Annotated in this window: 23 protein-coding genes and 1 pseudogene; 20 read left to right on the top strand and 4 right to left on the bottom strand. The window is 72.2% G+C overall.

The window, feature by feature from the left end:
• The 13 genes and pseudogenes from NP777_RS34760 to NP777_RS34700 all read left to right on the top strand — a co-directional run.
• Nucleotides 1-952: alpha/beta fold hydrolase (locus tag NP777_RS34760; RefSeq protein WP_256654164.1), on the top strand; the 952-nt coding region annotated here is incomplete at its 5' end.
• 35 nt (nucleotides 953-987) lie between these two features.
• Complete coding sequence (locus NP777_RS34755) at nucleotides 988-2,178, top strand: cytochrome P450 (protein ID WP_256654163.1); 1,191 nt, start codon at nucleotides 988-990, stop codon at nucleotides 2,176-2,178.
• A 12-nt stretch (nucleotides 2,179-2,190) separates the two neighbouring features.
• A pseudogene (locus tag NP777_RS34750) lies at nucleotides 2,191-3,384 on the top strand (macrolide family glycosyltransferase); the annotation flags it as partial.
• A gap of 115 nt (nucleotides 3,385-3,499) precedes the next feature.
• A complete protein-coding gene (locus NP777_RS34745) occupies nucleotides 3,500-3,862 on the top strand; it encodes a DsrE family protein (RefSeq protein ID WP_256654162.1) in 363 nt (120 codons plus the stop codon).
• A 1-nt stretch (nucleotide 3,863) separates the two neighbouring features.
• Entirely contained in the window at nucleotides 3,864-4,277 is a 414-nt protein-coding gene (locus NP777_RS34740) for a hypothetical protein (protein WP_256654161.1), read from the top strand.
• On the top strand, nucleotides 4,274-4,678 hold the full coding sequence (locus tag NP777_RS34735; protein WP_256654160.1) for a hypothetical protein: 405 nt from the start codon (nucleotides 4,274-4,276) through the stop codon (nucleotides 4,676-4,678). Before NP777_RS34740 ends, NP777_RS34735 begins: the two co-directional genes overlap by 4 nt.
• A 69-nt stretch (nucleotides 4,679-4,747) precedes the next feature.
• Nucleotides 4,748-5,851 carry a beta-ketoacyl synthase N-terminal-like domain-containing protein gene (locus tag NP777_RS34730; protein ID WP_256654170.1) on the top strand — a complete coding sequence of 368 codons (1,104 nt, stop codon included), beginning with the start codon at nucleotides 4,748-4,750 and terminating at the stop codon, nucleotides 5,849-5,851.
• 157 nt (nucleotides 5,852-6,008) lie between these two features.
• Nucleotides 6,009-7,688 carry a phytoene desaturase family protein gene (locus NP777_RS34725; protein WP_256654159.1) on the top strand — a complete coding sequence of 560 codons (1,680 nt, stop codon included), beginning with the start codon at nucleotides 6,009-6,011 and terminating at the stop codon, nucleotides 7,686-7,688.
• Between the two features lie 49 nt (nucleotides 7,689-7,737).
• Nucleotides 7,738-8,715, top strand: coding sequence for an ATP-binding cassette domain-containing protein (locus NP777_RS34720; protein WP_256654158.1), 978 nt, complete (start codon nucleotides 7,738-7,740; stop codon nucleotides 8,713-8,715).
• The gene (locus NP777_RS34715; RefSeq protein ID WP_256654157.1) at nucleotides 8,712-9,500 is read left to right on the top strand and encodes an ABC transporter permease; all 789 of its coding nucleotides are present in this window, start codon (nucleotides 8,712-8,714) and stop codon (nucleotides 9,498-9,500) included. The genes NP777_RS34720 and NP777_RS34715 overlap by 4 nt, the downstream gene beginning before the upstream one ends.
• 31 nt (nucleotides 9,501-9,531) lie before the next feature.
• On the top strand, nucleotides 9,532-11,487 hold the full coding sequence (locus NP777_RS34710) for an ABC1 kinase family protein (protein ID WP_256654156.1): 1,956 nt from the start codon (nucleotides 9,532-9,534) through the stop codon (nucleotides 11,485-11,487).
• A gap of 154 nt (nucleotides 11,488-11,641) precedes the next feature.
• Nucleotides 11,642-13,372 carry a fatty acyl-AMP ligase gene (locus tag NP777_RS34705; protein ID WP_256654155.1) on the top strand — a complete coding sequence of 577 codons (1,731 nt, stop codon included), beginning with the start codon at nucleotides 11,642-11,644 and terminating at the stop codon, nucleotides 13,370-13,372.
• On the top strand, nucleotides 13,369-14,358 hold the full coding sequence (locus NP777_RS34700) for a beta-ketoacyl-ACP synthase 3 (protein ID WP_256654154.1): 990 nt from the start codon (nucleotides 13,369-13,371) through the stop codon (nucleotides 14,356-14,358). The genes NP777_RS34705 and NP777_RS34700 overlap by 4 nt, the downstream gene beginning before the upstream one ends.
• Here NP777_RS34700 and NP777_RS34695 read toward each other — a convergent pair.
• Both NP777_RS34695 and NP777_RS34690 read right to left on the bottom strand, forming a co-directional pair.
• On the bottom strand, nucleotides 14,345-14,899 hold the full coding sequence (locus tag NP777_RS34695) for a DUF3995 domain-containing protein (protein WP_256654153.1): 555 nt from the start codon (nucleotides 14,897-14,899) through the stop codon (nucleotides 14,345-14,347). The two genes, NP777_RS34700 and NP777_RS34695, sit on opposite strands and share 14 nt — an antisense overlap.
• A gap of 3 nt (nucleotides 14,900-14,902) precedes the next feature.
• On the bottom strand, nucleotides 14,903-16,153 hold the full coding sequence (locus NP777_RS34690) for a macrolide family glycosyltransferase (RefSeq protein WP_256654152.1): 1,251 nt from the start codon (nucleotides 16,151-16,153) through the stop codon (nucleotides 14,903-14,905).
• Nucleotides 16,154-16,383: 230 nt separating this feature from the next.
• Here NP777_RS34690 and NP777_RS34685 point away from each other — a divergent pair, with 230 nt between their 5' ends.
• Both NP777_RS34685 and NP777_RS34680 read left to right on the top strand, forming a co-directional pair.
• The gene (locus NP777_RS34685; RefSeq protein ID WP_256654151.1) at nucleotides 16,384-18,156 is read left to right on the top strand and encodes a bifunctional UDP-N-acetylglucosamine diphosphorylase/glucosamine-1-phosphate N-acetyltransferase GlmU; all 1,773 of its coding nucleotides are present in this window, start codon (nucleotides 16,384-16,386) and stop codon (nucleotides 18,154-18,156) included.
• Nucleotides 18,156-18,923 carry a PIG-L deacetylase family protein gene (locus tag NP777_RS34680; protein ID WP_256654150.1) on the top strand — a complete coding sequence of 256 codons (768 nt, stop codon included), beginning with the start codon at nucleotides 18,156-18,158 and terminating at the stop codon, nucleotides 18,921-18,923. Before NP777_RS34685 ends, NP777_RS34680 begins: the two co-directional genes overlap by 1 nt.
• Before the next feature lie 302 nt (nucleotides 18,924-19,225).
• On the opposite strand, the gene NP777_RS34675 is transcribed toward NP777_RS34680, so the two are convergent.
• Entirely contained in the window at nucleotides 19,226-21,391 is a 2,166-nt protein-coding gene (locus tag NP777_RS34675) for an MMPL family transporter (RefSeq protein WP_256654149.1), read from the bottom strand.
• A gap of 398 nt (nucleotides 21,392-21,789) precedes the next feature.
• Nucleotides 21,790-22,314, bottom strand: a complete 525-nt coding sequence (locus tag NP777_RS34670) for a hypothetical protein (RefSeq protein ID WP_256654148.1) — start codon at nucleotides 22,312-22,314, stop codon at nucleotides 21,790-21,792.
• A 146-nt stretch (nucleotides 22,315-22,460) separates the two neighbouring features.
• Between NP777_RS34670 and NP777_RS34665 the strand changes: the two genes are divergently transcribed.
• From NP777_RS34665 to mmuM, 5 genes are all read left to right on the top strand, one after another.
• Nucleotides 22,461-23,636, top strand: a complete 1,176-nt coding sequence (locus NP777_RS34665) for an ATP-binding protein (RefSeq protein WP_256654147.1) — start codon at nucleotides 22,461-22,463, stop codon at nucleotides 23,634-23,636.
• On the top strand, nucleotides 23,602-23,964 hold the full coding sequence (locus tag NP777_RS34660; RefSeq protein WP_256654146.1) for a nucleotide pyrophosphohydrolase: 363 nt from the start codon (nucleotides 23,602-23,604) through the stop codon (nucleotides 23,962-23,964). The genes NP777_RS34665 and NP777_RS34660 overlap by 35 nt, the downstream gene beginning before the upstream one ends.
• A gap of 402 nt (nucleotides 23,965-24,366) precedes the next feature.
• A complete protein-coding gene (locus NP777_RS34655) occupies nucleotides 24,367-24,852 on the top strand; it encodes a DUF6099 family protein (protein WP_210950020.1) in 486 nt (161 codons plus the stop codon).
• Between the two features lie 18 nt (nucleotides 24,853-24,870).
• Nucleotides 24,871-25,794 (top strand): LLM class F420-dependent oxidoreductase, encoded by a 924-nt coding sequence (locus NP777_RS34650; RefSeq protein ID WP_256654145.1) that lies wholly within the window; start codon nucleotides 24,871-24,873, stop codon nucleotides 25,792-25,794.
• A 23-nt stretch (nucleotides 25,795-25,817) separates the two neighbouring features.
• Nucleotides 25,818-26,789: a homocysteine S-methyltransferase gene (gene mmuM / locus NP777_RS34645; protein WP_256654144.1), complete on the top strand. Its 972-nt coding sequence runs from the start codon at nucleotides 25,818-25,820 to the stop codon at nucleotides 26,787-26,789.
• Nucleotides 26,790-26,805: the final 16 nt, after the last annotated feature.

The following is a 26,805-nucleotide window of genomic DNA, read 5'->3' as shown; positions in this document are numbered from 1 at the left end:
GTCGCTGCTGGCCACCCGGCTGCTCAAGCGCATCCACGCCACGTTCGGCGTCGAACTCACCATCCGCAGCCTCTTCGAGGCCCCGACCCCCGCCGAACTCGCCGTCCACCTGGACGACGACGACCGGGGACAGCCGCTGGACGTGCTGTTGCCGCTGCGCCCGCACGGCACCCGTCCCCCGGTCTTCTGCGTCCACCCGGCGGGCGGCCTCAGCTGGTGCTACTCCGGGCTGATCAAGCACCTGGGCCAGGAGTACCCCGTCTACGGTCTGCAAGCGCGCGGCCTGGACGACGACGGCGAGCGACTGCCCTCGACCATCGCCGAGATGGCCGACGACTATGTGCGGCAGATCCGCACCGTCCAGCCCACCGGCCCCTACCGGCTGGTCGGCTACTCGGCGGGCGGGGTCATCGCCCACGCCATGGCCGCCCGTCTGGAGGCGCTGGGCGAGGAGACCGACCTGCTGGGCGTGCTGGACACCTACCCGAACCAGAAGATGCCGCCCATCGACGAACAGGACGTGCTGGCCGACCTGTTGCGGTGGGTCGGCTACGACCGCCGCTACCTCGGAAGCGGACCGCTCACCCATGAGCGGGTGACCGAGGTGCTACAGCGTCTCGGCAGCGCCATGGCCACCCTCGAGGGCCGCCATATCGAGGCCATCACCAGGATCTACGCCAACAACAGCGAGCTGTTCAACACCCATCTGCCGGACAAGTTCAGCGGAGACATCCTGCTGGTCGTGGCCACGCTCGACAAGATCGACATCTCCCCGACCCCGGCCACCTGGGGCCCCTATGTCGGCGGGCGGATCGAGACGCGCGAAGTCGACCGGCAGCACACGGACCTGATGAAGCCCGGTCCGCTGGCGGAAATCGGCCGCATCCTGGCCGCGAAACTCGAGGAAATGGACGGCCCCGGACCGGACGCTCACGGTGCGGCGGCCCAGTAGACCCGTAACCAAACTTCATAAGGAGCAGACACGCGATGACGACCAGTGACGCCGTGCGTCCCCCGCAGGCCGCCGAAGCGAACGCCCACTTCTTCGACTGGCTGGCGAGGATGCGGCGAGAAGAGCCGGTCAGCTACAACGAGCAGACCTTCCAGTGGTCGGTGTTCCGGCATGAGGATGTCACGCACATCATGTCCAACACCGATGTCTTCGTTAACGACATGTCCGACATCACGCCGCCCCAGGAGGACTACGACGTCTTCTTCAAGGGGAACATCGCCGCGATGGACGAGCCCCGGCACCGGAAGTTCCGGATGCTGGTCAGCAAGGCGTTCAGCGCCCGCTACATAGCCGGTCTCGAGCCCAAGCTGGTCAAGATCGCCACCGGGCTGCTGGACGCGGTGGGCGACAAGGAGCACTTCGACATCGCGGCGGACTTCGCCTTCCCGTTCCCCGTGGCCGTCATCGCCGACATCCTCGGCGCCCCCCGCGAGGACGCCCACCTGTTCGCGGAATGGGCCAATCTGCTGCACGCCAGCAATCAGGGCGTCGAGGGGCACCGGGCGACCGCGATGCGGCTGAAGTCCCTCAACACCTATATGTTCGAGCAGATCCGCAGGCGCCGCGCCGAGCCGCGCGATGACCTGATCACCACGCTGGTGCAGGCCGAGATGGACGGCCGGACGCTGGACGACGAGGAGATCGTGGGCTTCGCGGGCGTCCTGCTGATGGGCGGGATCACCACCACCGCGGCCCTGATCAGCAACATCGTCCTGACCTTCGACCGTTTCCCCGAGCTGTACGGCGAGGTGCGCGCCGACCGCTCCCTGGTGCCCCAGGCGATCGAGGAGGTCGTCCGCACCCGGCCCTCGTTCAGCAACTTCGTCCGGATGACGGCCGAGGACGTGGAGATCGGCGGGGAGATCATCCCGGCCGGGGAGCTGGTCCATGTGTGGATCTCCTCCGCCAACCGCGACGCGAACGCCTTCGCGGACCCCGACCGGTTCGACATCCACCGGGAGAACAACCGGCACGTCGGCTTCGGCCAGGGCATCCACTACTGCATCGGCGCCCCGCTCGCCCGCCTGGAGAGCAGGATCGCCTTCAATCTGCTGCTGGACCGCTACCGCTCCATCCGGGTGGTGCCGGACGCGGACATCGAGTTCCTCGACACCTCGGACATGATCGGCGCCTCCCGGCTCCCCGTCGTCGTCACCAGAGACTGACCCGGAGCACCCATGGACCCGAGTGACAGACGTACAGCCCATATCGCGTTCTTCAACATCCCGGCCCACGGCCATGTGAACCCCACGCTCGGCACGGTGGCCGAACTGGTGCGCCGCGGGCACCGGGTGAGCTATGCCGCACCCGCCGAGTTCGGCCCGCAGGTGCGGGCCGCCGGCGCCACCCTGGTGCCGTACGAGACGACGCTGCCCGCCTCCGACCGGGTCGAGGACTGGCCCTCGGACGACCCGGTCGCCATGTCCCGCCTCGCGCTCGACGAGGCGATCGCCATCCTCCCCGGGCAGCTCCGGGCCTTCGAGGCGGACCGGCCCGAGCTGGTGCTGCACGACTTCGGCGCGCTCACCGGCCGGCTGCTGGCCCACCGCTGGCAGGTCCCGGTCATCTGCCTGGCCTCCACCCATGTGTCCGCGGCGGGCCCGGAGGAGCGCCGGGCCCGCCAGGAGATGTTCGACGAGTTCTTCGCGGACGATCCGCGCTGGCCGGAGTACCGCCGGGAATTCCGCGCGTTCCTGGACGAGGCCGGTATCGACCTGTCCATCGACGACTACACCGGACTGCCCGAACGCTGTCTGGTGCCGATGCCCCGGGAGTTCCAGATCGACGGGGACGCGGTGGACCGGCGCTACGCCTTCGTCGGCCCCTGCATCGGGGACCGGGGGCACCAGGGCGAGTGGCGGGCCCCCGAGGACGACCGGCCGGTGCTGCTGGTGGCCCTCGGGTCCGCGGGCAGCGGTCGGCCGGCCTTCTACCGGGAGGTGGTGGCCGCCTTCACCGGCACGCCCTGGCATGTGGTGCTGGCCACCGGCACCCTCGACCCCGCGCTGCTCGGCCCGCTGCCGCCCAATGTCGAACGGCACCGCTCCGTACCCCAGTTGGCGGTGCTGGAGCGGGCCTCGGCCTTCATCACCCACGGTGGCATGGGCTCGGTGCTCGAGGCCATGCACCACGGGGTCCCCATGGTCGCCGTCCCGCAGGTCAACGACCAGCACATCAACGCCGAGCGCGTGGTGGACCTGGGGCTCGGGCGGCACGTTCCGCTGGACAGGGCGACCGCGGCGCGGCTGCGGGACGCCGTGTCCTTCGTCGCCTCCGACCCCCGGATCGCGGCCCGTACGGCCGCCACACGGAACCGGATGCGGCAGCTCAACGGCGCGGTGACCTCGGCCGATCTGATCGAGTTCGTGCTCCATGGGCGGCGGGAGCACTGGCAGGATCATGTCGCCCGCCTGGAACACCGCCCCGGCCCTGGCGATGCTGGCCACGCCGTGAACGGCACGACGGTCGGCTGAAGGCATGGACATCATGACGCGAGAAGACCCACCGGTCCCCAACCCCCCTCATCTGCTCATCGAGAGCCGTGGCCCCTGGGCGGGCGCCGCCTGTGGCGCGTTCGTCCGGGACGCCCGCACCCTGGCCCTCTCCGGCCACCCGGTGCAGCTGGTGCTGGTGCAGGACGCCGTCACCGCCGCCGTGCGCGAGCCGGCGGAGGACTCGGCGGAGGTGCGGGCCCTGATGGAGGCCGGCGGCGAGGTGTGGGTGGACGACTTCTCCCTCGCCCAGCGCGGTCTGCCCGCGGACCGGCTGATCCCCGAGGCCCGGGTGGTGGGCATGCCGGAGGTCTCCGCCCGCGTGCTCGCCCCCGGCGTCCGGGTGGTGTGGCACTGAGATGGCCAGGACCACGACGGTTCCCCGCTCGGACGTGCTGCTGACGGTCATGGGCGCGCCGTACGAGAACGACCTGCTCACCAGCGTGCTGCGGCTGGCGCAGGCCATGCTGGAGGACGGGGCCACGGTGCAGATCTGGGCGTGCGGCTACGCCACCATGCTCACCCAGCGGGGGCTGGGCGACAGCAAGCCCCGCAACCTCGCCGCATGGTCCGTGGACTACCCGTCCACGAGCCTGCTGGCGCGGGAGATGCTCACCGCCTTCCCCGGCCGGCTGCGCTGGTACGCCTGCCGGTTCTGCAGCGACGACCGCGGCGCGGTGGACCACATCCCGGAGGTCCCGGTACGGGCCCCGGCGCGGTTCGCCGAGCATGTGGCAGCCGCGGACAAGACGCTCTACCTGGGAGTGATGTGACCGTGGCGGAGGAGGAGCGGCGCGCACTGGCCATCGTGGAGCGCGCCTACCGGGGCGCGGTGGAGACCCAGTTCTCCGACGGCCTCTACTGCGCCTATCTGTTCCACCGCCACCTGGGCGGCCTGGACGTCCTGCTGCGCGGCCCGGCGGTCGGCTACGCCGTCCGGGCCGCCCGGACGCCCGTACCGCGCCTGGGAAAGCGGGAGCTGACCCAGGTCAACAACCCGGGCGAGGGCCTGGACGTGCTGCTGGCGGCCGGGGTCGGCGTGTGGATCGAGGAGCAGGACCTGCGGGCGTACGGCCCGGACGCCACGTCCGGCCTGCTGCCCGGTGTACGCACGGTACCGGCCGGGGCCATGGCGGCCCGCTGGCCCGGCTACCGCGCGGTCTTCTATCTGTGAGCGGGCTCCCGGGGCGCGGCCGCCGGGACCCGCGTGGATTCCCCAAGGAGTGGATCGGTTGTGACGGCCATGGTTGCCGCGGTGCGCGGTCCCGTGATCTCGGGCTGGTCGGCGGTGTCGCCGTACGGGATCGGGCGCCACGCCTTCGTCGAGGGGCTGCGGTCCGGGCGGAGCACGGCGGTGGAACTCGACCCGGCCGAGTGGTCGGGCCCCGGCGAACGAGCCTGTCTGGTGCCGGGCTTCGTCATCCGCGAGGTGCTGGGACGCAAGGGGACGCGGTCCATGGACCGGGTGACCGGACTGGCCGTCACGGCCGTGGACCGGCTGCTGCGGGAGGTCACGGACGGCGACCCGGGACCCGCCTCGGGCGGGGACGACGTGGCGCTGGTGCTGGGCACCAACACCGGCAGCGCGCAGTCCATCATGGACCACACCCGCGACACCTTCCTGCAGGAGAAGCCCTTCTACGTCGACCCCTCGCAGTTCCCCAACACGGTGATGAACTGCGCCTCGGGGCAGTGCGCCATCCGGTACGGGCTGCGCGGGCCCAACGCCACCGTGGCCGCGGGCCGCGCCTCCGGGCTCCAGGCGCTGCACTACGGACGGCGGCTGCTGACCTCGGGCCGGGCGGGCAGTGTGCTGGTCGGCGCGGTGGAGGAGCACTCGGCCGCCCGCGCCTGGCTGGAGCACCACACCCGGGGCGAGGACGAGCGGGCCGACGCCGTGGTGCTCGGCGAGGGCTGCGCCGTGCTGCGGCTGGTTCCGGCCGACGCGCCGGACGCGGCGGCGGGCCTGGCCGAAGTGGTGCTGGTGGAGTCCGGGGTGGCCGGTCCGGACGGGCCGGCGTCCGCGCTGACCCGGTGCGTGGAGCGGGCGCTGCGGCGTTCCGGGGTGACCCCGGCCGAGGTGTGGGCCGTCTCGCCGTCCGCCCCCGCCGGGACCGCCGGAGTGGCCGAACGGGGCGTGCTGGAGGCGCTGTTCGGCGCGGTGGAGCCCCGCTGGGTGCCGCATCCCGAGCCGATCGGGGACACCTCGGCCGCCGCGGCGGCCTTCCAGGTGGTCGCGGTCCTCGCCACCGCCGAGGACGCCACGGACGCCTCCGGCAAGGTCGCGGTCATCACCTCGGTGGACCGCGACGGGGCCGTCGCCTGCGCACTGCTGCGGCTGCGATGAAGGCGACGGCGAAGGTGAGCGAACGGAAGCGGACCCACCGGCCGCACGGCGCCGTACGGGCGAAAGGTGTGGGTGGCAGCTTCCGGTCACGGCCCGGGACCGCGGCCCCGATTGCTGCGACGGTTACGGCGATTGAGACAGAGATGGGATCCCCAGCATGACGAACCGGGATGATTGGGATGCGATAGTCGTCGGCTCCGGCATCGGCGGCCTGGTCTGCGCCGCCTATCTGGCGGTGACCGGACGGCGGGTCCTGGTGCTCGAGCAGCATGACGTCGCGGGCGGCAACAGCCATGTGTTCCGGCGCCGCCGCGCCTACGAGTTCGACGTCGGCGTCCACTACCTCGGCGACTGCGGACCCGGCGGGGTGCTGCCCGCGATCCTCGGCGGCCTCGGCCTGGACAAGCGGATCACCTACCGCGAGATGGACCAGGACGGCTTCGACGAGATCGTGCTGCCGAGCACCTCGATGTTCATGCCCGCCGGCTGGGACCGCTACCGGAAGCGCCTGAAGGAGACGCTGCCCGAGGACGCCGCGGGCCTGGACACCTTCCTGGACATCTGCGAGGCCCTGGGCGCCGAGATGCGCTCGGCCCTGTTGTCCGGGGAGGAGCTGACCGTCGCCGACCTCGTCGCGCGCACGCCGGTCACCCTCAAGTGGGGCCGCCATCCGCTGTCCAGGCTCTTCGACCACTGCGGTCTCTCCGCGCGGGCCAGGACCGTGCTGGCCGCCCAGTCGCCCAACTACGGCATGGGGCCGGACCAGGCGACCGTCTCGATGCACGCGACCGTCACCGACCACTACGTGCGCGGCGCCTACTACCCCGAGGGCGGCGGCCAGATGCTGGCCGCGGGCCTGGTGGAGTCCCTGGAGGCGCACGGCGGGGCCCTGCTCACCCGGGCCCATGTGACCCGCATCCTCGTCGACGGCGGCAAGGTCACCGGGGTGGGGCTGGCCGACGGGCGTAGCTTCTCCGCCCCGCTGGTGGTCTCCAACGCCGACTACCGCCGCACCGTGCTCGACCTGGTGGGCGCCGAGCACTTCCCCGCCAAGCTGGTGACCAAGACCCGCGAGGCGGCCATGGGGCTGCCGTTCGCCACGCTGTACGTCGCCCTGGACCGGCCGCTGCCCGAGCGCCGCAACGCCAATCTGTGGTGGTACGCGGACGACGACATCGACACCTACTACCGGCGGCTCGCCGAGGGCGACATCGACCCGGTCTCCTTCCTCTTCCTGTCCTTCGCCTCCCGGAAGGACCCCGAGGGGCGCGCCGTGTGCCCGCCGGGCCACAGCAACTTCCAGGTGATGACGCTCTGCCCGCCCGAGTACGACCGCTGGGGCGTGACCACCGGGCCCGCCGACGGCACCCGTTACCGCCGTAACGGCGCCTACCGGAAGAGCAAGGAAGAGTTCACCGAGGCCATGCTGACCGCCGCCGAGCGGGCGATCGGCCCCTTCCGGGACCACATCACCCACCTCGAGGCGGCCACCCCGCTGACCCATGAGCGCTACACCCTGTCCACCGGGGGCACCCCCTTCGGCCTGGCGGACTGGGGTGGCGTCGGCGTCCGGCCCGACACCCGCACCCAGGTCGAGGGGTTGCACGTGGTGGGCGCCAACACCCGCTACGGCAGCGGTATCACCGGTGTCGCCGTCGGCGGCATCGCCTGCGCCTCCGCCATCGTCGGCCGCCGGCTGATCCACGAGGTGCACGACGGTGCCGTGCTGGGCGACACGGACCTGCTGCCCGACCGCGACGAGCGCTGGGATCCGCTCGCCGTCTCCCGGGGAACCGGCCGCCGCGGCGCCCGCGGTCTCGCGGGCATCGACCGATGACGGCGCCGCCCCGACCACGCACACACCGGCGACTTTTCCAGGAGAGAACATGGACGTGGCGATCGAGGCCGAGGGCCTGAGCAAACGGTACGGCGACAACGAGGTGCTGAAGGGCGTCGACCTCACGGTGCCCGCCGGGTCCGTGCTCGGCCTCCTCGGACCGAACGGAGCCGGGAAGACCACCACCGTACGGATCCTGGCGACGCTGCTGCCGCCCGACGGCGGCCGGGCGACGGTGGCGGGCCACGACATCGTCAAGGCGCCCCTGGACGTCCGTCGGCGCATCGGCCTGGCGGGACAGTACGCGGCCGTGGACGAGCGGCTGACCGGCCGGGAGAACCTCGTCCTCATCGGCAGGCTCTACCGCCTCGGCCGCGCCAACGCCAAGCGGCGGGCGGAGGAACTGCTGGAGCGCTTCGACCTCACCGGCGCCGCCGACCGCGAGACCAAGACCTACTCGGGCGGTATGCGGCGCCGGCTGGACCTGGCCGCGAGCCTGCTGGCCGACCCGGGCGTGCTGTTCCTGGACGAGCCGACCACCGGCCTGGACCTCACCAGCCGGATGACCCTGTGGTCCATGGTCCGCGAGCAGGTCGACGCGGGCGTCACCGTCCTGCTCACCACCCAGTACCTGGAGGAGGCGGACCAGCTCGCCGACCGCGTCGCGGTCATCGACAAGGGGATGCTCATCGCCGACGGCACCCCCGACGAGCTCAAGCGCAAGGTCGGCGGGGAGCGCCTCGAGGTCAGCCTCGCCGACCCGGCCACGGTCCCGGAGGTCACCGGGCTGCTGGAGCGCGTCGCGGTCGGCGAGCCCGTGGTCGGGGACCAGGGCCGCAGCGTGTCGGTGCCGGTGGGCTCCGGTATCGACTCCATCGCCGACGCGGCGACCGCGCTGCGCGGCAAGGGAATCGAGGTGACGGACTTCGCCATGCGCAGGCCGTCCATGGACGACGTGTTCCTCGCGCTGACCGGGCGCAGCAGCGCCGGGGAGTCCGACGAGGACGAGGGGAGGACGGCAGCATGAAGGAACTGGCAACCGACACCTGGATCCTGGCCGGGCGTCATATGAAGCACATCGCCCGCGTGCCGGAGAAGCTGATCGGGGTGACCATCGCGCCCGTCGTGATGGTGCTGATCTTCGGCTATCTCTTCGGCAGCGCGATGTCGGTGCCCGGCGGCAACTACCGCGAGTACATCATGGCGGGCATCTTCACCCAGGTGATGTTCTCCGCCGTGGGCACCAGCGCCGCCGGTGTCGCGGACGACCTCAAGAACGGGCTGGTGGACCGCTTCCGGTCGCTGCCGATGTCCCGCTACGCGGTGCTGCTCGGCCGGACCGTCTCGGACATGGCGATGACGGCGCTCAGCTGCCTGGTGATGGCGGTGGTCGGCCTGCTCATCGGCTGGAAGGCGCACCACGGCGTGGTGAAGACCGCCGCCGGGTTCGGCCTGCTGCTCCTCCTCGGCTTCACCATGTGCTGGATCGGCGCGCTGATCGGTCTGGTGGTGCGCAGCCCGGAGGCGGTGAACACCATCTCCTCGCTGATGGTCCTGCCGTTCGCGCTGCTGTCCAACTCCTTCGTACCGCTCGACGGGCTGCCGCGCTGGATGCAGATCATCGGTGAGTGGAACCCCATCAGCTCCGTGGTGAGCGCCTGCCGGGACCTGTGGGGCAACCCCTCCACGGTGGTGAGCGACGCCCTGCCGGCCCAGCATCCGCTGGCCGCGGGCTGCCTGATCCTGTGCTGCCTGCTGATCGTGGTGGCCCCGATGGCCGCCCGCGCCTACCACCGGGCCGCCGCACGCTGAGCCCGAAGGACTCCAAGGACCCCACACAGTGATGAAGCTGGCCCAGTTCCTCCTGGCCCTCCTGGTGATGAGCGCGTTCATCATGGCGTTCGTGTTCAGCGCCCGGAGGCTGCTGGGCCTGCGCATCGGGATCGTACGGTCCCTGCTGGCCGGGCTGGTCAGCGTGGTCGGCCTGGCCGTCTTCAGCCTGCTGATGCAGCGCCCCGAGCAGCGCGGCATCCTCACCGGGGTGCAGTTCGGCTCCACGCTGGTGGTGACCACCGGCTTCCTGGCCGTCCTCGAAGTGGTCGCGCCCAGTGGCACGCTGGGCGGACCGCGCGGCTGGGTGCGGTCGGTGCGGTCCCGGGTGGCCCGCACCCGCCGCTACTGGCACATCGTGTCCATCGCGATGCGGCACGGGCTGCGCCCCGGCCGGTACGGCGCGGTGCCCACCGTGGGCCGGGGGCCGGGGTCCAGCCGGATGGCCAGACCGCTGCGGCTGGCGCTGGAGGAGGGCGGCGCGACCTTCGTGAAGCTGGGCCAGGTGCTGTCCACCCGCCGGGACCTGCTCCCGCCCGCGTTCATCGCCGAGCTGGGGCGGCTGCACCACCAGGTCTCCCCGGAGCCCTGGCCGGTGGTGGGGGAGGCCCTGGAGCGGGAGCTGGGCGTGGCGCTGGAGGAGGCGTTCGCCCACTTCGACCACGAGCCGCTGGCGGCGGCGTCCATCGCGCAGGTCCACGCGGCCCGGCTGCACTCGGGCGAGGAGGTCGTGGTCAAGGTGCGCCGCCCGGGGGTCCGGGAGGTCGCCGAATGCGACCTCCAGATCATCCTGCGGTTCGCCAGGACGCTGGAGCGGCGGGCCGGCTGGGCCCGCGCGCTGGGGGTGGTGGACCTGGCCGACGGATTCGCCACCTCGGTCCGCGAGGAGCTGGACTTCCGTATCGAGGCGGCCAACCTGGCCACCGTGAGCGCGGCCTGGAGCCGGCGCTCGGAGGGCACCGGGATCCGGCTGCCGAGGGTGTACGAGGAGTGGTCGGGCGAGCAGGTGCTGGTCATGGAGCGGCTCTCCGGCACCCCCATCGGCTCGGCCGCCGCGGTCCTGAAGGGCACCGCGGAGGAACGCCTGGCGCTGGCCAGGAAGGTGATGGTCAACATGTTCCACCAGGTGATGACCGACGGCACCTTCCACGCCGACCCCCACCCGGGGAACATCCTGCTGCTGGACGACGGCGCCGTCGGCGTGATCGACTTCGGCTCGGTCGGCCGGGTCGACGCCCAGGTCCGCTCCGGTCTGCGGTCCCTGCTCTTCGCGCTCAACAGCCAGGATCCGGCGGCCCTGTGCGACGCGCTGCTGGAAGTGGTCACCCGGCCCGAGGAGATCGACGAGCAGCGGCTGCAGCGGGAGCTCGGCCGCTTCCTGTCCCGCTACTTCGCCCCCGGCTCCACCCCCAGCGTGCAGATCTTCACCGACCTCTTCCGGCTGGTCCAGCGGCACGGGCTGACCATCCCGCCCGAGGTCGCGGCCGTCTTCCGGGCGCTGGGCACCCTCGAGGGCACCCTGATGCTCATCGCCCCGGGCTTCGTCATGGTGGAGGAGGCCCGGACCTTCGCCGACGGGGGCTTCGCCCGGACCGGCGGCGAACCGCTGGGCCAGCTGATCAGCCCGACCGATGTGATGGCGGCCTGGGAACTGCTGCGCAGACTGCCGCGGCGGCTGGACCGGGTCACCAGCGCGCTCGAACAGGGCCGCCTCGGCGTCGGGGTGCGGCTCTTCGCCAACGCCCGCGACCGTACGTACATCAGGTCGCTGGTGCATGAGATCCTGCTGACCTTCATCGCCGCCACCAGCGGGGTCATGTCGGTGATCCTGCTCAGTATCGACGGTGGCCCGGTGGTCGTTCCCGGAATAGGGCTCTTCCAATTGCTCGGCTATCACCTGCTGGTGATCTCCGGAGTGATCGGCCTGAAAGTGCTTTTCCTCATCTCACGGGGAAGCGGGCGGAACTGATACGGCATTGAAGGGCCACGGAATGGCCGTGGAATGACCGTCAGGAATTGTTACCGAGCGGTATTCCGTGATATTGGCAGCATGGTGATATCGGCCTTGAGGGGCCCGGTGCCCCCGGCTATACAGGAGCCATCCACCGCTGAAAAGGATGGACATGACTTCTGTCGGCCATGACCCCGAAAAGCTGATGTCCCTGCCGGCCCTGCTCGCCCGGCGCGCCGCCGAGAATCCGGACGACCTCGCCTACTGCTATCTCCGCAACGGCGAGGACCCGGACGACCGGGTCACCTACGCGGAACTCCTGCGCCAGGCCCTGGGCCGCGCGGCCGAACTCCGCCGCCGGGACACGCACGGCCGCAGCGCCGTACTGCTGTACCCCACCGGCCTCGAATTCGTCCGCGCCTGGCTCGGATGCGCCGCCGCCGGGGTCATGGGGGCGCCCGTGCAGGTGCCCAGGAACGGCCAGGCGCTGCGCCGGCTGCGCTCCGTGGCCGACGACTCGGGCACCACCCTGGTCCTCACCACCGCCGAGACCCGCGACCGGCTGCTGGCCGACTTCCCCCGGGCCCCCGAGCTGCGCGGCCTGGAACTGCTGGCCACCGACGAATGGCCCGGGACGGCGACGGCCGGGGAGCCCCTGCCCGCCGCCGGACTCGACGACGTGGCGCTGCTCCAGTACACCTCCGGCTCCACCGGCACGCCCAAGGGCGTGATGGTCACCCACCGCAACTTCTGGCACAACGCCGCCGAGACCGACGCCCTGTGGCCGGCCGAGGGCGGCACCGTGGTCTCCTGGCTCCCGCTCTTCCACGACATGGGGCTGCTGTTCGGCGTGGTCCTGCCGCTGTGGGCCGGGATCCCCTCCTACCTCATGGGCCCCGAGGCGTTCGTACGCCGCCCGGCCCGCTGGCTGGAGGCCCTCTCCCGGTTCGGCGGCACCCACGCCGCCGCCCCCAACTTCGCCTACGACCTGTGCGTACGGGAGGCACGCCCGGCGCCGGGCACCGACCTGTCCGCTTGGCGGGCGGCCGTCAACGGCGCCGAGCCCGTCCGGCTCCACACCGTCCGGGCGTTCACCGAGGCGTTCGCCCCGTACGGCCTGGACCCCCAGGCGGTCTCGCCGGGCTACGGACTCGCCGAACACACCCTCAAGATCAGCGGCAGTGGCCCCGGCGAACCGCCGCGCGCCCTCACCCTGTCGCCCACCGACCTCGGCCAGGGACGGGTCACGGAGACCACGGACGCCGCCGCGATCCCCGTGGTGAGCTGCGGCCGCACCATCGGCGACACCCGCGTGCGCATCGTGGACCCCGCCACCCGCCGCGCGGCCGGCCCCGACCGGGTGGGCGAGATCTGGGCCACCGGCCCCTGCGTGGCGGCCGGTTACGCGGGCCGTGAGCGGGAGAGCGAGGAGACCTTCCGGGCCCGGATCGCCGACGACGCCGACGCCGGGGCGTTCCTGCGCACCGGCGACATCGGCTTCGTCCGCGACGGCGAGCTGTATGTCACCGGACGGCTCAAGGACCTCCTCGTGGTCAAGGGCCGCAACCACTACCCGCAGGACCTGGAGTACTCCGCCGAGCGCAGCCACCCCGCGCTGCGCCCCGCCTCGGCGGCCGCCTTCGCGGTGGACCGGGGCGACCGGGAGGCCCTGGTCGTGGTGATCGAGGCGGACGGCCGGGCGCTGCGCGCGGCCGGTCACGACGCGCTGGTCAGCGCCGTGCGTGAGCGGGTGCGCAGCGACCACCGGCTCGAGGCCGAGGACGTCGTCGTCATCCGCCGCGGCACCCTGCCCAAGACGACCAGCGGCAAGGTGCGCCGGGGCACCTGCCGCCAGAGTTACGTGGACGGCACCCTGGTACGGGTCGGCGGAGGCCCGTCATGACCGGACGTCAGGGCGGGGCGGGGGCGCGCATCCTGGGCCTCGGCGGCTACCGCCCCGCCCGTACCGTGCCCAACGAGGAGCTGTGCGCGCGTCTGGACTCCTCCGACACCTGGATCCGGCGCCGGTCGGGCATCGTCAGCCGGCGCTACGCCGGGCCGGACGAGACGGTGATCACCATGGCCGCGCACGCCGGGGGCAAGGCCCTGGCCGACGCGGGCGTGGCCCCCGCCGACGTGGACACCGTGCTGCTCGCCTCGATGTCCTACCTGTACCAGTCCCCGGCGGCGGCGCCGCAGGTGGCCGCGGCCCTGGGCGCGCGGACCGCCGCCGCCTTCGATGTGCACGTCGCGTGCGCGGGCTTCTGCTACGCCCTCGCCGTGGCGGACGGGCTCATCCGCGCGGGCACCTCCCGCCGGGTGCTGGTGATCGGCTCCGAGCGGATGACCGACATCGTCGACCCGGACGACCGGGGAGCCGCCTTCCTCTTCGCGGACGGCGCGGGCGCGGTGCTGGTCGGCCCCGCCGCCGAACCCGGGATCCACTCCGTGGCCTGGGGCTCCGACGGGGAGCGGCACGGCCTCATCGCCCATCAGGAGCCCTGGACCGCCGCCCGGGACGCGGACCGCCCCTGGCCGTACATGCGGATGGCCGGGTCCGAGGTGTTCCGCTGGGCGATCAGGGAGGTGCCGCGCACGGCGGCCGCCGCACTCGAACAGGCGGGTGTCACGGCGGACCAGCTGTCCGCCTTCGTTCCGCACCAGGCGAATCTGCGCATCACCGAGGCGGTGGCCAAGGCCCTGGACCTGCCGCCGCATGTCGTGGTCGCCGACGACATCACCTCCGCGGGCAACACCTCCGCCGCGTCCGTCCCGCTCGCCATGGAGGCCCTCAGAGACCGCGGGGCGCTGCCCTCGGGGGGACTGGCCCTGCTGGCGGGGTTCGGCGCGGGGCTGGCGCACGCCGCGCTGGTGGTCACTCTGCCGTGACGGGCCGCCCGGGGCGGGCCCTCCGGCCCAGCCGCAGGGCGGTCAGGCCGTACAGGATCCCGCCGAGCACGAAGTAGGCGTCGACGCAGACCCCGGACCAGATGGTGTACGCGGACGGGTGGGCGTCGCCGGTGATCTGCTCGTACGTCAGGCCGGTCAGGCCGTTCCGCGCCAGGCCGGTGCCGCGCAGCGCCGTGTCCAGCAGCCCGGCGCCCCCGCGCACCGCCACCAGCGCGGCGCCGGTCCACAGGCAGAACAGCGCCGCCCACCGGGGGATCCGCCGCCCCCACGGCCGGGTCAGCGCCAGCGGCAGCACGATGCCCACCGCGAACATTCCGGTGATGACGGCGCCCTGGATCCGGTCGCTGGTGGTGGTGGCCTCCGGCACCACCTCGGGCGCGTCGCCGAGCCCGAACCGGCCCCCGGCGAACCAGTACACATGCATCGCGGTGAAGACCACCGCCCAGACGAAGGCGGCCAGGGCGGCCCGGCGCGACTCCCGCGCCGGTCCCGCCCCGGCGGCCGTCCCCGACGCGGACACGCGTCAGGCCCGTGCGCGCCGCGCCGCGCCCTCGATCGCGTCGGCCGCCGCGGGGGCGCCGCCCTCCGCGAGGATCTCGGCGCGCAGCTCCGCCAGCCGCCGGGCCACCCCGGGGTCGGCGGACACCCGCTCCACGGCCTCCCGCAGCTCCTCGCCGGTGACGCCTTCGAAGGGCGTCCGTACGCCGATGCCCAGCTCGTCGATCAACCGGGCGTTCTCCATCTGGTCGAACCCCATGGGCACGGCCACCATGGGAACCCCGTACTGGATCGCCTCCATGGTGGAACCCATACCCGCGTGGGTGATGAACACCGCCGCCTCGGCCAGCACCCGGAGCTGCGGCGCCTCGGGGATGAGCTCCATGTGCGGGGGCGGCGGCCCGAAGTCCGCCGGGTCCAGATGCCTGCCGATCGACATCACCACATGCCACGGCCCGTCGGCGAACGCCTCCGCGCACTCGAAGAAGATCCGCTGCACCTCGGGCACCTCGGGCGCGATCGAGCCGAAGGCGATCAGCAGCACCGGGCGGCCGTCGGCGGGCGGTTTCCAGGGGGCCTGGAGGCCCTGGTCGCGCACCACGGGGCCGACGAAGGTGTAGGCGTCGCCCAGTTCGTCCGCGTCGGCCTGGAACGCCCGCGGGATGGTGACCACATAGTGGTCGGCCCGGCCGACGTAGAGGAACTCCTCGATGGTCAGGTCCATCCCGCCCTCGTCCAGGAAGTGCTGGAACTCCTTCCGGTAGGCCAGCCACGCCGGGTCGTCCGCCACCGAGGCGTAGAACGGCGCCAGATCCCGCTCGTAGGTGTTGCTGGACACCCTGGTCGGGGAGAGTCGCACCGCCGGGACGCCCCAGCGCTTGGCCAGGATCTGGGCCGACAGCGCGGCGTAGTCGTAGAGGACCAGGTCGGGGCGGTCGTCCTCGAACGCGGCGAGCTGCTGCGGCAGCACCGCGACCGCCTCCCGCAGGAAGAGCGAGGACATCGCGATCACATCGGTGATGGGGAACCGCTCACCGCGGCCCGCGTCCGGGAAGGTCGTCCGGTAGAGGACCGGCTCGGCCCCGGCGGCCCGGACCGCCTCGGCATGTCCCTCGTCGATGGAGAAGCTGACCCGGTGGCCCCGCTCGACCAATTCCGCGCAGAGCGCGAGATTCGGATTCACATGACCGTCCGCCGGGATGTTGAACATCGCGATGTGCAGCGGTCGCGCATTCTCCGGAATTCCCCCTGGACGGCCCGGACGAGAGACGCTCACGGATAACTCCTCTTCCGCCATCCGGACGCCTCAGATGGCCGGTTGACGTCATGTGGTGAATTCGATGCTAGGAAGGCCGGGCAGAGCGGTCGAGCGCACAGTCAGCTTCCTGCCAAGGGTTCTGGACATCCCTTGCGGGCCTGTCTGCTTCGCCCTTGTCTGAGACCTGCGGCACGCTGTCCGAAATGCAGTCCGGGCGGCCTGATCCACTTCAGGAGGGGCTGATTGAGATGATTTCCCAGAAGATACTCGATAGTAAGAGCGAATGGCGTTCCGGGCCGGGGGGCGACCCGGAACAGCGGGCCCGGGAGGAGCACGCCCGGGAACTGGCCGCCGTGGTGCTCGCCGCGGGGAACGGGGAGCGCATGGGCCCCGGCCCCCAGAAGGTGCTGCGCGAGGTCGGCGGCCGGGCCATGCTCGGCCATGTCCTCGACGCCGTCGCCGAACTCGCGCCGCGGCGCACGGTCGTGGTCACCGGACACCAGCGGGCGGACGTCGAGGCGTACCTCGCCGCCCACCGCGCCGATGCCGTGCCCGCGCCCGTGCCCGCGCCGGAGACCGTCGTCCAGGAGCACCAGGGCGGCTACGGGCACGCCCTGCTCACCGCCGTGCGGCGACTCCCGGACTTCACCGGGACCATCCTGGTGAGCTGCGGGGACGCGCCGCTGCTCACCGGCGACACGCTGGCCCGGCTGGTGGCCGAGCACGAGAAGGCGGGCAACGCCATGACCCTGCTGTCCGGCCATCTGCCGGACACCACCGGCTACAGCCTGGTGCTGCGGTCCGAGGTGGGCGAGTACCAGGCCCTGCTGCCGCCGGACCGGGGCGACCGCCGCGAGCCCGGCGACGGCCCGGCCGGCGGCCGGCCGCGCGAAGTGGGCGCCGGGGTCTACGCGTTCGACGCCACCGCCCTGCGCGCCGCCTTCGACGACCTGCTGGCGAACGGGCGCACCACCGGCGAGTACCTGGCCACCGTGCTGGACCACTTCGCCGCGCACGATCTGCGCGTCGGCATCACGGTCGCGGAGGACCCGGACGACATCCTGGGCGCCAACGACCAGATCCAGCTGGCCCGGGTGCGGGCCGTGCTGCGCGACCGGATCAATCGCCGGTGGCTGGCGGCCGGGGTCGACATCGCCGACCCGGGGACGGCCTGGATCGACGTCGGCGCCAGGCTGGCCGCCGGGGCGATGGTGCTGTCCAACACCCGTGTCCTCGGCTCCAGTTCGGTGGCGACCGGCGCGGTGATCGGTCCGGACACCGAGCTGCGGGACACCGCCGTGGGCGAGCGGGCGCTGGTGGAGCGGTCCACCGTGACCGCCTCGCGGCTCGGCGCGGGCGCCCGGGTGCGGGCCTACTCGACCGTGTCCACGTCCGAGCTCGGCGCCGGTGCCGAGGTCACCAGCTCGGTGCTGGACCAGGCGGCCCTGGGCCCGTCGGCGCAGGTCGGTCCGTACGCGTATGTGCGCCCCGACACCCGGCTCGACAAGGGCGCCAAGGTGGGCACGTTCGTGGAGATCAAGAACTCCACGCTCGGCGCCGGGGCCAAGGTCCCGCATCTGTCGTACATCGGTGACGCGGACATCGGCGAGGGGAGCAACATCGGCGGCCTGTCGGGCTTCGCCAACTACGACGGCCGCAAGAAGTACCGCTCCGTCGTGGGCCGCAACGTCCGCATCGGCGGCCAGAACGGGCTCATCGCACCGGTCACCGTCGGCGACGGGGTCTACTCGGGCGCCCGCGCGCTGATCGCCGAGGACGTGCCCCCGGGCGCGCTGGTCATCTCCGAGGGGTCCCTCAAACAGCGCAACATCCCCGGCTGGGTGCAGCAGAACCGCCCCGGCTCCGCGTCGGCCATCGCCGCCGCCATGGCCCAGGGCGAGACCGGGGAGATGGAGGCCGCCGACGGCGCCCGTCAGCAGGTCCCCCGCACCACGGCGGCGCCGGAGCCCACCGCCGGATACGAACCGTCCACCACCGCTGACGAACGGTCCCGGTCCTGATGCCCTCCCACATCCTCGTCGTCTCCCCGCACCTGGACGACGCCGTGCTGTCCGCCGGCAGCCGGATCCACCACCTGGCCGCCGAAGGCGCCGAGGTCACGGTCCTCACCCTGTTCGCGGGCATCCCGCCGCTGCCGTACTCACCCATCGCCGAGTACTTCCACTACACCTGGGGCCTGGAGACCGAGCCGATGGAGCACCGGCGGGAGGAGGACCGGAAGGCCCTGGCCCGGCTGGGCGCCACCCCGCTGCACGGCGAGTTCCTCGACGCGGTCTACCGGCGGCGGCCCGACGGCACCTGGCTCATCGACGTCGACGGGCCGATGGTGCAGGGCAGCGAGGCCGCCGAACCCCAGCTCTGCGACCTGCTGGCGGCCGCGGTGGCCGAACTGGCCGAGCGGATCCGGCCCGAGGAGGTGCTGACCAGCGCGGCGGTCGGGAACCACATCGACCACCGGCGCACCCGTGACGCGGTGGTCACCGCGCTGGCCGGGAAGGTCCCGGTGCGGTGCTGGGAGGACCTGCCGTACGGGCTGCGGGGCAGTGACATCCCCCCGCTTCCCGAGGGGCACACCCTGCTGGACCCGGTGGCCGAGACCGCCGGGGAAGCCTCCTGGTCCGCCAAGTACGAGGCGATCGAGTGCTACCGCTCACAGCACTCCATGCTCTGGCCGCCGGACGCGGACTTCCGGGACCTGTTCGACGCCCATGCGACGGGCCATGGCGGCGGGACCCCGGCCGAGCTGTTCCGGCCGGTCGGCCCCTGATCCGCCCTGGGGTCTGTCGGCAAAGGGGGCGTCCGGCCGCGAGCAGGGGGCACCTCCCAGCGGTGGCTGGGGGAGTCTGGTGCGGTGCCTCGCAAGGCGGAGCGTCGCCCTCGTACTGGGCGTACTTGGGCGATGCGACAACGCAGCCGGGGGCACCTCCCAGCGGTAGCTGGGGGCGCCGTGCCAGGCGTCGGGAGCAGGGCGCCCCCTTTGACGACAGACACTAGCCCCCCACCGGTGGCCCTCCGCGACCATGTCGCGAAGGGCCACCGCGGCGTTTCGGGGGCCGTGTAGGCCGCGGATCAGACCCGTACGGTCGCCGCGGTGTCGGGCTCCTCGGCCCGCCCCGGGCCGGATCCACCGGACGCCTGGGGGGAGTCGAAGCGGTGGTTGGGCCACCACGCCTTGGAGCCGAGCATCGCGGTCACCGTCGGCACCAGCAGCAGCGCCATGATGAACGCGGTGAGCAGGATGCCGAAGGCGACGGCGAAGCCCATCTGCTGGAGCATGGTGTTGCTGGCCAGCATCAGCACACCGAAGGTGCCCGCCAGGATGATGGCGGCCGAACCGATCGTCGGCGCCGAGTGGGCCACCGCGAGCCGGGCCGCCTCGGCCGGGGACTTGCCCCTCCCGACCTCCTCCCGCAATCGGGCCACCATCAGGATGTTGTAGTCCGTGCCGATCGCCACCACGAACAGATAGACCACGATCGGCAGCATGAAGAGCAGGCCGTGCTCACCCCTGATGTCCTGGAACAGCCAGACCGTCGAGCCCAGGGTCGCGGCGAAGCCGAGGCCCACGGCGAGCATCAGATACAGCGGCGCCACCACGCTGCGCAGCAGCAGGCCGAGGATCAGCATGATGGCCACGCCCGCGACCGGGAACACCAGCCGGTAGTCGTGGTTGACCGCGTCCTCGATGTCGCCCAGCACCGCCGTCGTCCCGCCCACCAGGGCCTCGCTGCCCTTTGGCGCGGATGCGTGTGCGGTGTCCCGCAGCTCCCCGGCCACCAGCTCGATGGCCTTCTCGGAGGCGGGCCGGTACTTCAGCACGACGCTGAACTGGGCCACGTCACCCTTGGGGTTGGGCACGGCGGGCGAGACCTCGCCGACGCCCTCCACCCCCTCCAGCTTCTTCCGGAACCCGGTCAGCGCCGCGGCGTCCAGCTTGGCGCCGCCGTCGGACTTGACGTACACCAGGCTCGGGTCGGACTCACCGGCCGAGAAGCTCTTCTGCAGCTCCGCCATGGCCTTGACGGACTCCAGGTCCTTCGGCAGCGAGCTGTCGGTGTCGAACTCGGCCTTGAAGCCGAACGCGCCCACCGCGAGGGCCGCCAGCACACAGGCGGACACCGTGGCGATCAGGCCGGGACGGCGCGAGATCAGGGAGCCGGTGCCGTTGGCGAGCCGGTTGCGGGGTGCCTGCTTCCACGCCTTGGACGGCCAGAACGCCTTCGTTCCCAGCAGTGAGAACACCGCGGGCACCAGGGTGAGGGCCGCCACCAGGGTCACCGCGACGGAGATCGCCAGCGAGGGCCCCATGGCGCGCATGCTGCCCATCGTCGACAGCGTCAGGGCGAGGAACGCCACGATGACCGCGCCGGCCGCCGACGCGATGGTCTCGCCGACCCGGGAGGCCGCGTTGATCAGGGCCTCCTTGGGCTCCTGGCCCTGGCGGAGGTGTTCGCGGTAGCGGAACAGCAGGAACAGCATGTAGTCCGTGCCGACGCCGAACAGCACCACGATCAGGATCGCGGACACTCCGCTGTCGGCCTCGAGCCCGAACCAGTCGCTGGCGGTGCCGATCAGGCCCTGGGCCATGATGAACATGACCATGATCATCAGTACCGGCATCAGCGCGATGAGCGGACTGCGGAAGATGGCGCCGAGCAGCACGATGATCAGGACCAGGGTGGCCATCATGATCATGGCGTCGGTGTCACCCTCGGACTCGACGGAATCGAGCCCCGAGGCCGCGGGACCGGTCACATCGACCTTCAGCGAGGTGCCCTTCAGCAGCTTGTCGCGGTCCTCGCGCAGATCCTTGATCGACTGCTGGGTGTCCTCGTCGTAGAGGTCCTTCTTGGTCGAGTAGATGTTGGCCAGCGCCATCTTGCCGTCCTTGGAGACGGCCTCGGGCGTGGTCAGCACGGACTTGAAGGTCTCGTACTTCTTGTCCTGGAACCCCTTGGTCGCCTTGATGACGGCGGCCTTGTCGGCCTCGGAGAGCTTTCCGCCGTCCGGCCGCTGGTAGACCAGGATGGCGGCCGCGCTCTCCTGCTGCGGGAACGCCTGCTCCTGGAGCTTGGTCACCCGCACCGATTCGTAGTGCGAGGGCAGGAAGTCGGCTTGGTCGGTGCTGGACTTCAACGGTGGGGCAAGGATGGCCAGGCCGACCGCCGCGATGACCCACATCGCGACGACCAGCCATGGACGGTTGACGGAGAACCGTCCTATTCGCCCGAACATGACGCTCCTTTAGGGGGGAGTTAAGGTTCCAGTAAGAGGGCACGCTAGGACAGCCGTTCGGGCGGCACCACGTGTCCTCGTGGAAATCGGCCTGGGGGGTGAGGGCGACTCCGCCAAAGGGTTTAGGGAAGCGATCCGTGTCTCAGCATCCGTGCTGATGGTGCCCCTCGAGCCCCGGGCCGACGGCCACCGTCCGAGTTTCGGGGGCCGGGGTGCGGACGGGCCGCGAAGTGGGCCGGAATGACATGTAGTTGACAAAATGGCCCTGTCCGGCGGCTGCTCGCGGACGCGTTCCCTCCCCTCTCGTCCGCTTCCTGACAACACACCCCATACGCCTGGTCAGGGCTTCCCGCCACGCCTCGTCGGGACGTCTCCCCGCGCCCCGCCGGGACGCCTTGCTAGACCTCCTGGAGGGCCGCCTTCGCGGCGTCCACGAAGTCCGTGAGGGCCTGCCAGAACGGTCTGAACGCGGCGTGAAAGCGCTGCCCCGCCTCCGGCTCGTCCGAGCGCATCGCGCCCAGGGCGCGGTGGAACGGCCCGGTGGCCTTCTGCAGCGCGTTCGCGGCGGTGGCCGCGGCGGCCGGGCCCTCCAGCTCGACCACGCGCACACAGCGGCGCATCTTGCCGTACTCGTCACGCTCCCGCTCGGCCAGCTCGTCCAGGAGGGCGCGGCGGCGTTCCGCCGCGCCGGTGCGCTCGACGGCGGCGACCTCCCAGTACAACTCGCCGATGCTGTGGGTCTGTTCGATCAGGTCGAGATACGCGGTGCGCCTGCTGTCGCGCAGCCGCTCCGCGCGCTGGGCGAGCGCCGCGGTGTCCGCCTGGATCCGGGCGGCCCGGGTGTTGCCGCGGCTGGTGACCCAACTGGCCAGGACGGCGGTGCCGCCGGTGAGGGCCGCGATCCAGAACGTGCTGTCAGCCATGGGCCCCCGTACCGTCCTCAATTCCTCGAGCGCTGAACATCCGCTGTCCCTTGGTCATCATCGGCCACGGCGGCTATCCCCCGATGGTAGGAAGATACGGAAGGAGTAACGGTTCGGCGGTATGTGCCAGAGATATGTTCCGGAGCATGAGCGCATCCGGGCTGCTGCCCGCAAGGACCGAACTGCGGCCCATCGTCTCCGAGTTGAGGCTGTCGGCCTTCAAGAGCCACCGCCGTGCCGCGTTTCGGCTGGGACCGCTGACCCTGATCTCCGGTCCGAGCGGCAGTGGCAAGTCCGGGGTGCTGGAGGCGTACGCGGCGCTCGCGCGGCTCGCGGCCGGCGCCCGGCTCGCGGAGGTGTTCCGCGATCCGGCCGCGTACATCCCGCGCCGGGCGCGGCCGGACCGGCAGGGGCGGCGCGGTTTCCGCATCGGCTGCACCGTGGACGGCCCGGTCGGGCCCGTACGGGTCGATGTCGCCGTACAGGCCGAGCCCGAACTGCGCATCGTGGGCGAGCGGATGACGGGGGCCGGGGAGACCCTGCTGGAGACGGCGCTGCGCGACCCGGGGCGGCGCTGTGTGCAGGCCGCCTGGCACACGGCGGGCGCGGTCGCGGTGACCCGCGCCCCGCTGCCCGACGACCGGCTGGCGACCTCGCTGCTGCCGCTGCGGGTCGCGGGCACGACGGAGGGGCAGCGGCTCGCGCTCGCCGCCGCCGAGCAGGTGGTCATCGCGCTGCGCTCGGTCTTCCCCTGCGATCCGCGGCCGGACCGGATGCGGGCGCCGGCGCCACCGAGGGACGGGCGGCTGCGCGGCGGCTGCGAGAACCTGGCGGCGGTGCTGCGGCGGACCAGCCGGGAGTGCGGTACGCGGCACGCGGCGCTGGTCGCGGCGGTCCGGGCGGGGTGCGCCGGACCGGTCGAGGGGCTGGTCACGGAGGGGCGCGCGGACGGGGTGGTGCGGGCCCTGGTGGAGCAGGGGGAGTTCGGCGCGATGCCCGTGGAGCGCCTCGGCGACGGCGAGCTGCGGTACCTCGCGCTCGCGCTGGTGCTGCTGACCGGGCCCGGTGTGCTGGCCGTGGACACGGCGGCCGATGTGCTCCCCGCGCGGCAGGTGCTGACCGTGCTGGCCGACGGTTTCGACCGGTGTCTGGACCGGCGGCAGGCGCGGGAGCTCCTGGGGGTGGCGGCCCGGATGTGCGCACGGGGGCACATCCGGCTCGTGGGGACGGTGGGGGACGTGACGGGGGCGGTCGGGGACGCCCCCGTCACGGTGGTAAACCTGGGGCGTGAGCGAGTCCCGAGAGAGCGAACGACGAACTGACGGCCTGGATGTGGCGGCCCTGCAGCGCAGGCTGGCCGCCTTCGCGGCGGCGCGCGACTGGCAGCAGTACCACACCCCCAAGAACCTCGCGGCGGCGCTGAGCGTCGAGGCGTCGGAGCTGGTGGAGATCTTCCAGTGGCTGACGCCCGAGCAGTCCGTGCGGGTGATGGAGGAGGAGGGGAAGGCGGCCCGGGTCGAGGACGAGGTCGCCGATGTGCTGGCGTATCTGCTCCAGTTCTGCGAGGTGCTGGGGATCGACGCCCTCGGGGCGCTCTCGGCGAAGATCGACCGGAACGAGGTGCGGTTTCCGGTGAACGGGGCGCGCTGACGGAGTACGGGTGCTGACGGCGTACGGGTGCTGACGGAGTACGGGTGCTGACGGCGTACGGGTGCTGACGGAGTACGGGTGCTGACGGCGTACGGGCGCTGACGGGAGCTGGGCGCGTCGGCGGGGGCCTGCCGCGAACGGGGGCCTTGGCGGTGAATGGGTGATCTCGCGGTGAACGGGGGGCTATGGCGGTGAACGGGGGCTGTGGCGGTGAACCGTGATCTCCGGTGGTGCGCGGGGCTCCAACCCCTTGATCCGTCACTCTCCGTAGTGAAGAAGTTATCCACACCGCAACTGTTGTCAACAGATTCCTGAATTCCCCTAGCTTTTCGGCCTGTTAGTTATCACTCTGGGTAGTGGAGGAGTGACGGGCTCGGAAGTCCGTTGAGAGGGGTGCGGGGAATGGACGCGATGCGGCTGATCGGTGTCACCCGGCACGCCCTGGCGAAGGCCGGGAGCGTGCACGACATCGTGGCCGAAGCCTGGCAGGTGCAAGCGCTGGCCGAAGCGGTCGGCGGTTATTTCGTGGTGAGCGGTCCGGCGGCCGCGCGAGCGGAGGCGCGCGGTCTGTGCGAGGCGGGCGGGCGGGCGCGCGGCGCCCTGTTCCACCCGGCGCTGCACCACCCCACGCTGCGCGGCGGCGGTTTACGGGCCGCCCAGCTCTCGGAGGTGCGCGATCCGAGGGCGGTGCTGCTGGCGCTGGGGGAGCTGTTGGCGGAGGCGGGCTTCGCGCTGGTCGGGGTCGCCTCCAATACCGAGGAGGAGGCGCTGTACTGGCAGTGCGTGGAGGCGATCGACGCGGCGGACGAGGCCCGGGACCGGGTGCACGGCATGCTCAGGCACCTCACCTTCCGCGAATGGGGTGGGGAGTGGGGTGGTGCGGCGTGACGAGGCAGGATGGGTGGCATGGATCTTCGCATCTTCACCGAGCCCCAGCAGGGGGCGACCTACGACACGCTGCTGACCGTCGCCAAGGCCACCGAGGACCTCGGGTTCGACGCCTTCTTCCGGTCCGACCACTATCTCCACATGGGCGATGTGGACGGCCTCCCCGGCCCCACCGACGCCTGGATCACCCTGGCCGGGCTGGCCCGCGAGACCCGGCGGATCCGGCTGGGCACCCTGATGACCGCCGCCACCTTCCGGCTGCCCGGTGTGCTGGCGATCCAGGTCGCGCAGGTCGACCAGATGTCGGGTGGACGAGTCGAGCTGGGCCTGGGCGCGGGCTGGTTCGAGGAGGAGCACCGGGCCTACGGGATCCCCTTCCCCAAGGAGAAGTTCGCCCGGCTGGAGGAGCAGCTGGCCATCGTCACCGGGCTGTGGCAGACCCCGGTCGGCGAGACCTTCGGCCACGACGGTGCCCACTACCAGCTGGTGGACTCCCCGGGGCTGCCCAAGCCCGCGCAGAGCAAGGTGCCGGTGCTGATCGGCGGCCAGGGTGCCACCCGCACCCCGCGGCTGGCCGCGCGGTACGCGGACGAGTTCAATATGCCGTTCGCCTCGCCCGAGGACAGCGAGCGCCAGTTCGGCCGGGTGCGGGAGGCGGCCGAGGCCGCCGGCCGCAAGGGTGACGACCTGGTGTACTCCAACGCGCTGGTGGTGTGCGTGGGCAAGGACGACGCCGAGGTCGCCCGGCGGGCCGCGGCGATCGGCCGGGAGGTCGCGGAGCTGAAGGAGAACGGTCTGGCGGGCTCCCCGGCCGAGGTCGTCGAGAAGATCGGCCGCTATGCGGAGGCGGGCGCCTCCCGGCTCTACCTCCAGATGCTGGACCTGAGCGACCTCGACCACCTGGAGCTGATTTCCTCGCAGGTCCAGGCCCAGCTGGGCTGAGCGCACCACCAGGAGCACCCGTGATGTCCGTACCCGCCACCCCCCTGGCCGCCGCGCTGGAGCGCGGACCGCTCGTCCTCGACGGCGGTCTCTCCAACCAGCTGGAGGCACAGGGCTGCGATCTCTCCGACGAGCTGTGGTCGGCCCGGCTGCTGGCCGACGACCCGGGGCAGCTCGAGACGGCCCACACCGCCTACGCACGGGCGGGCGCACGGGTGCTCATCACCGGCAGCTATCAGGCCACCTACGAGGGCTTCGCCCACCGGGGCGTGGGCCACGAGGAGGCCACGGCGCTGCTGCGGCGCAGCGTCGAGCTGGCGCGCACGGGGGCGGAGCGGGCGGCCGCCGAGCGGGCGGCCGCGGGCGAGCGGGGCGCCGGTGAGGGGGGCGCGGGCGAGCGGGGCGCGGAGCCGGTGTGGGTCGCCGCCTCCGTGGGCCCGTACGGGGCGATGCTGGCGGACGGCAGCGAGTACCGCGGGCGGTACGGGCTGAGCGTGGCCGAGCTGGCGCGGTTCCACCGGCCGAGGATCGAGGCGCTGGCCGCGGCCGGGCCCGACGCGCTGGCGCTGGAGACGGTACCGGACGCCGATGAGGCCGCGGCGCTGCTGAGCGCCGTCGAGGGATGCGGGGTGCCGGTATGGCTCTCCTACAGCATCGCGGGGGAGACCACCCGGGCCGGGCAGCCGCTGAGGGACGCGTTCGCCCTGGCCGCGGGGGTCGACCAGGTGATCGCCGTCGGCGTCAACTGCTGTGAGCCGGGCGACGCGGACCGGGCCGTGGAGATCGCGGCCGAGACCACCGGCAAGCCGGTGGTGGTGTATCCGAACAGCGGAGAGGAGTGGGATGCCACGGCACGGGGCTGGCGCGGCCGGGCGACCTTCGACCCGGGGCGGGTGAAGGCATGGCGGGCCGCGGGGGCACGGCTCATCGGCGGCTGCTGCCGGGTGGGCCCGGAGCGGATCGCGGAGCTGGCCGCCCTGGTGAGAAACCATTAGGTGAGGGCGGATCGCC

It is taken from the genome of Streptomyces rugosispiralis, from assembly GCF_024505145.1.
Taxonomy (GTDB): Bacteria; Actinomycetota; Actinomycetes; order Streptomycetales; family Streptomycetaceae; genus Streptomyces; species Streptomyces rugosispiralis.
This window is presented reverse-complemented; position numbering and strand designations above follow the sequence as displayed.

Bases quoted from the DNA above. Each gene is read 5' to 3' on its own strand.
- NP777_RS34755 (WP_256654163.1), top strand. From the start codon at position 988: ATGACGACCAGTGACGCCGTGCGTCCCCCGCAGGCCGCCGAAGCGAAC.
- NP777_RS34745 (WP_256654162.1), top strand. From the start codon at position 3,500: ATGACGCGAGAAGACCCACCGGTCCCCAACCCCCCTCATCTGCTCATC.
- NP777_RS34740 (WP_256654161.1), top strand. From the start codon at position 3,864: ATGGCCAGGACCACGACGGTTCCCCGCTCGGACGTGCTGCTGACGGTC.
- NP777_RS34730 (WP_256654170.1), top strand. From the start codon at position 4,748: ATGGTTGCCGCGGTGCGCGGTCCCGTGATCTCGGGCTGGTCGGCGGTG.
- NP777_RS34725 (WP_256654159.1), top strand. From the start codon at position 6,009: ATGACGAACCGGGATGATTGGGATGCGATAGTCGTCGGCTCCGGCATC.
- NP777_RS34720 (WP_256654158.1), top strand. From the start codon at position 7,738: ATGGACGTGGCGATCGAGGCCGAGGGCCTGAGCAAACGGTACGGCGAC.
- NP777_RS34715 (WP_256654157.1), top strand. From the start codon at position 8,712: ATGAAGGAACTGGCAACCGACACCTGGATCCTGGCCGGGCGTCATATG.
- NP777_RS34710 (WP_256654156.1), top strand. From the start codon at position 9,532: ATGAAGCTGGCCCAGTTCCTCCTGGCCCTCCTGGTGATGAGCGCGTTC.
- NP777_RS34705 (WP_256654155.1), top strand. From the start codon at position 11,642: ATGACTTCTGTCGGCCATGACCCCGAAAAGCTGATGTCCCTGCCGGCC.
- NP777_RS34700 (WP_256654154.1), top strand. From the start codon at position 13,369: ATGACCGGACGTCAGGGCGGGGCGGGGGCGCGCATCCTGGGCCTCGGC.
- NP777_RS34685 (WP_256654151.1), top strand. From the start codon at position 16,384: ATGATTTCCCAGAAGATACTCGATAGTAAGAGCGAATGGCGTTCCGGG.
- NP777_RS34680 (WP_256654150.1), top strand. From the start codon at position 18,156: ATGCCCTCCCACATCCTCGTCGTCTCCCCGCACCTGGACGACGCCGTG.
- NP777_RS34675 (WP_256654149.1), bottom strand. From the start codon at position 21,391: ATGTTCGGGCGAATAGGACGGTTCTCCGTCAACCGTCCATGGCTGGTC.
- NP777_RS34670 (WP_256654148.1), bottom strand. From the start codon at position 22,314: ATGGCTGACAGCACGTTCTGGATCGCGGCCCTCACCGGCGGCACCGCC.
- NP777_RS34665 (WP_256654147.1), top strand. From the start codon at position 22,461: ATGAGCGCATCCGGGCTGCTGCCCGCAAGGACCGAACTGCGGCCCATC.
- NP777_RS34655 (WP_210950020.1), top strand. From the start codon at position 24,367: ATGGACGCGATGCGGCTGATCGGTGTCACCCGGCACGCCCTGGCGAAG.
- NP777_RS34650 (WP_256654145.1), top strand. From the start codon at position 24,871: ATGGATCTTCGCATCTTCACCGAGCCCCAGCAGGGGGCGACCTACGAC.
- mmuM (WP_256654144.1), top strand. From the start codon at position 25,818: ATGTCCGTACCCGCCACCCCCCTGGCCGCCGCGCTGGAGCGCGGACCG.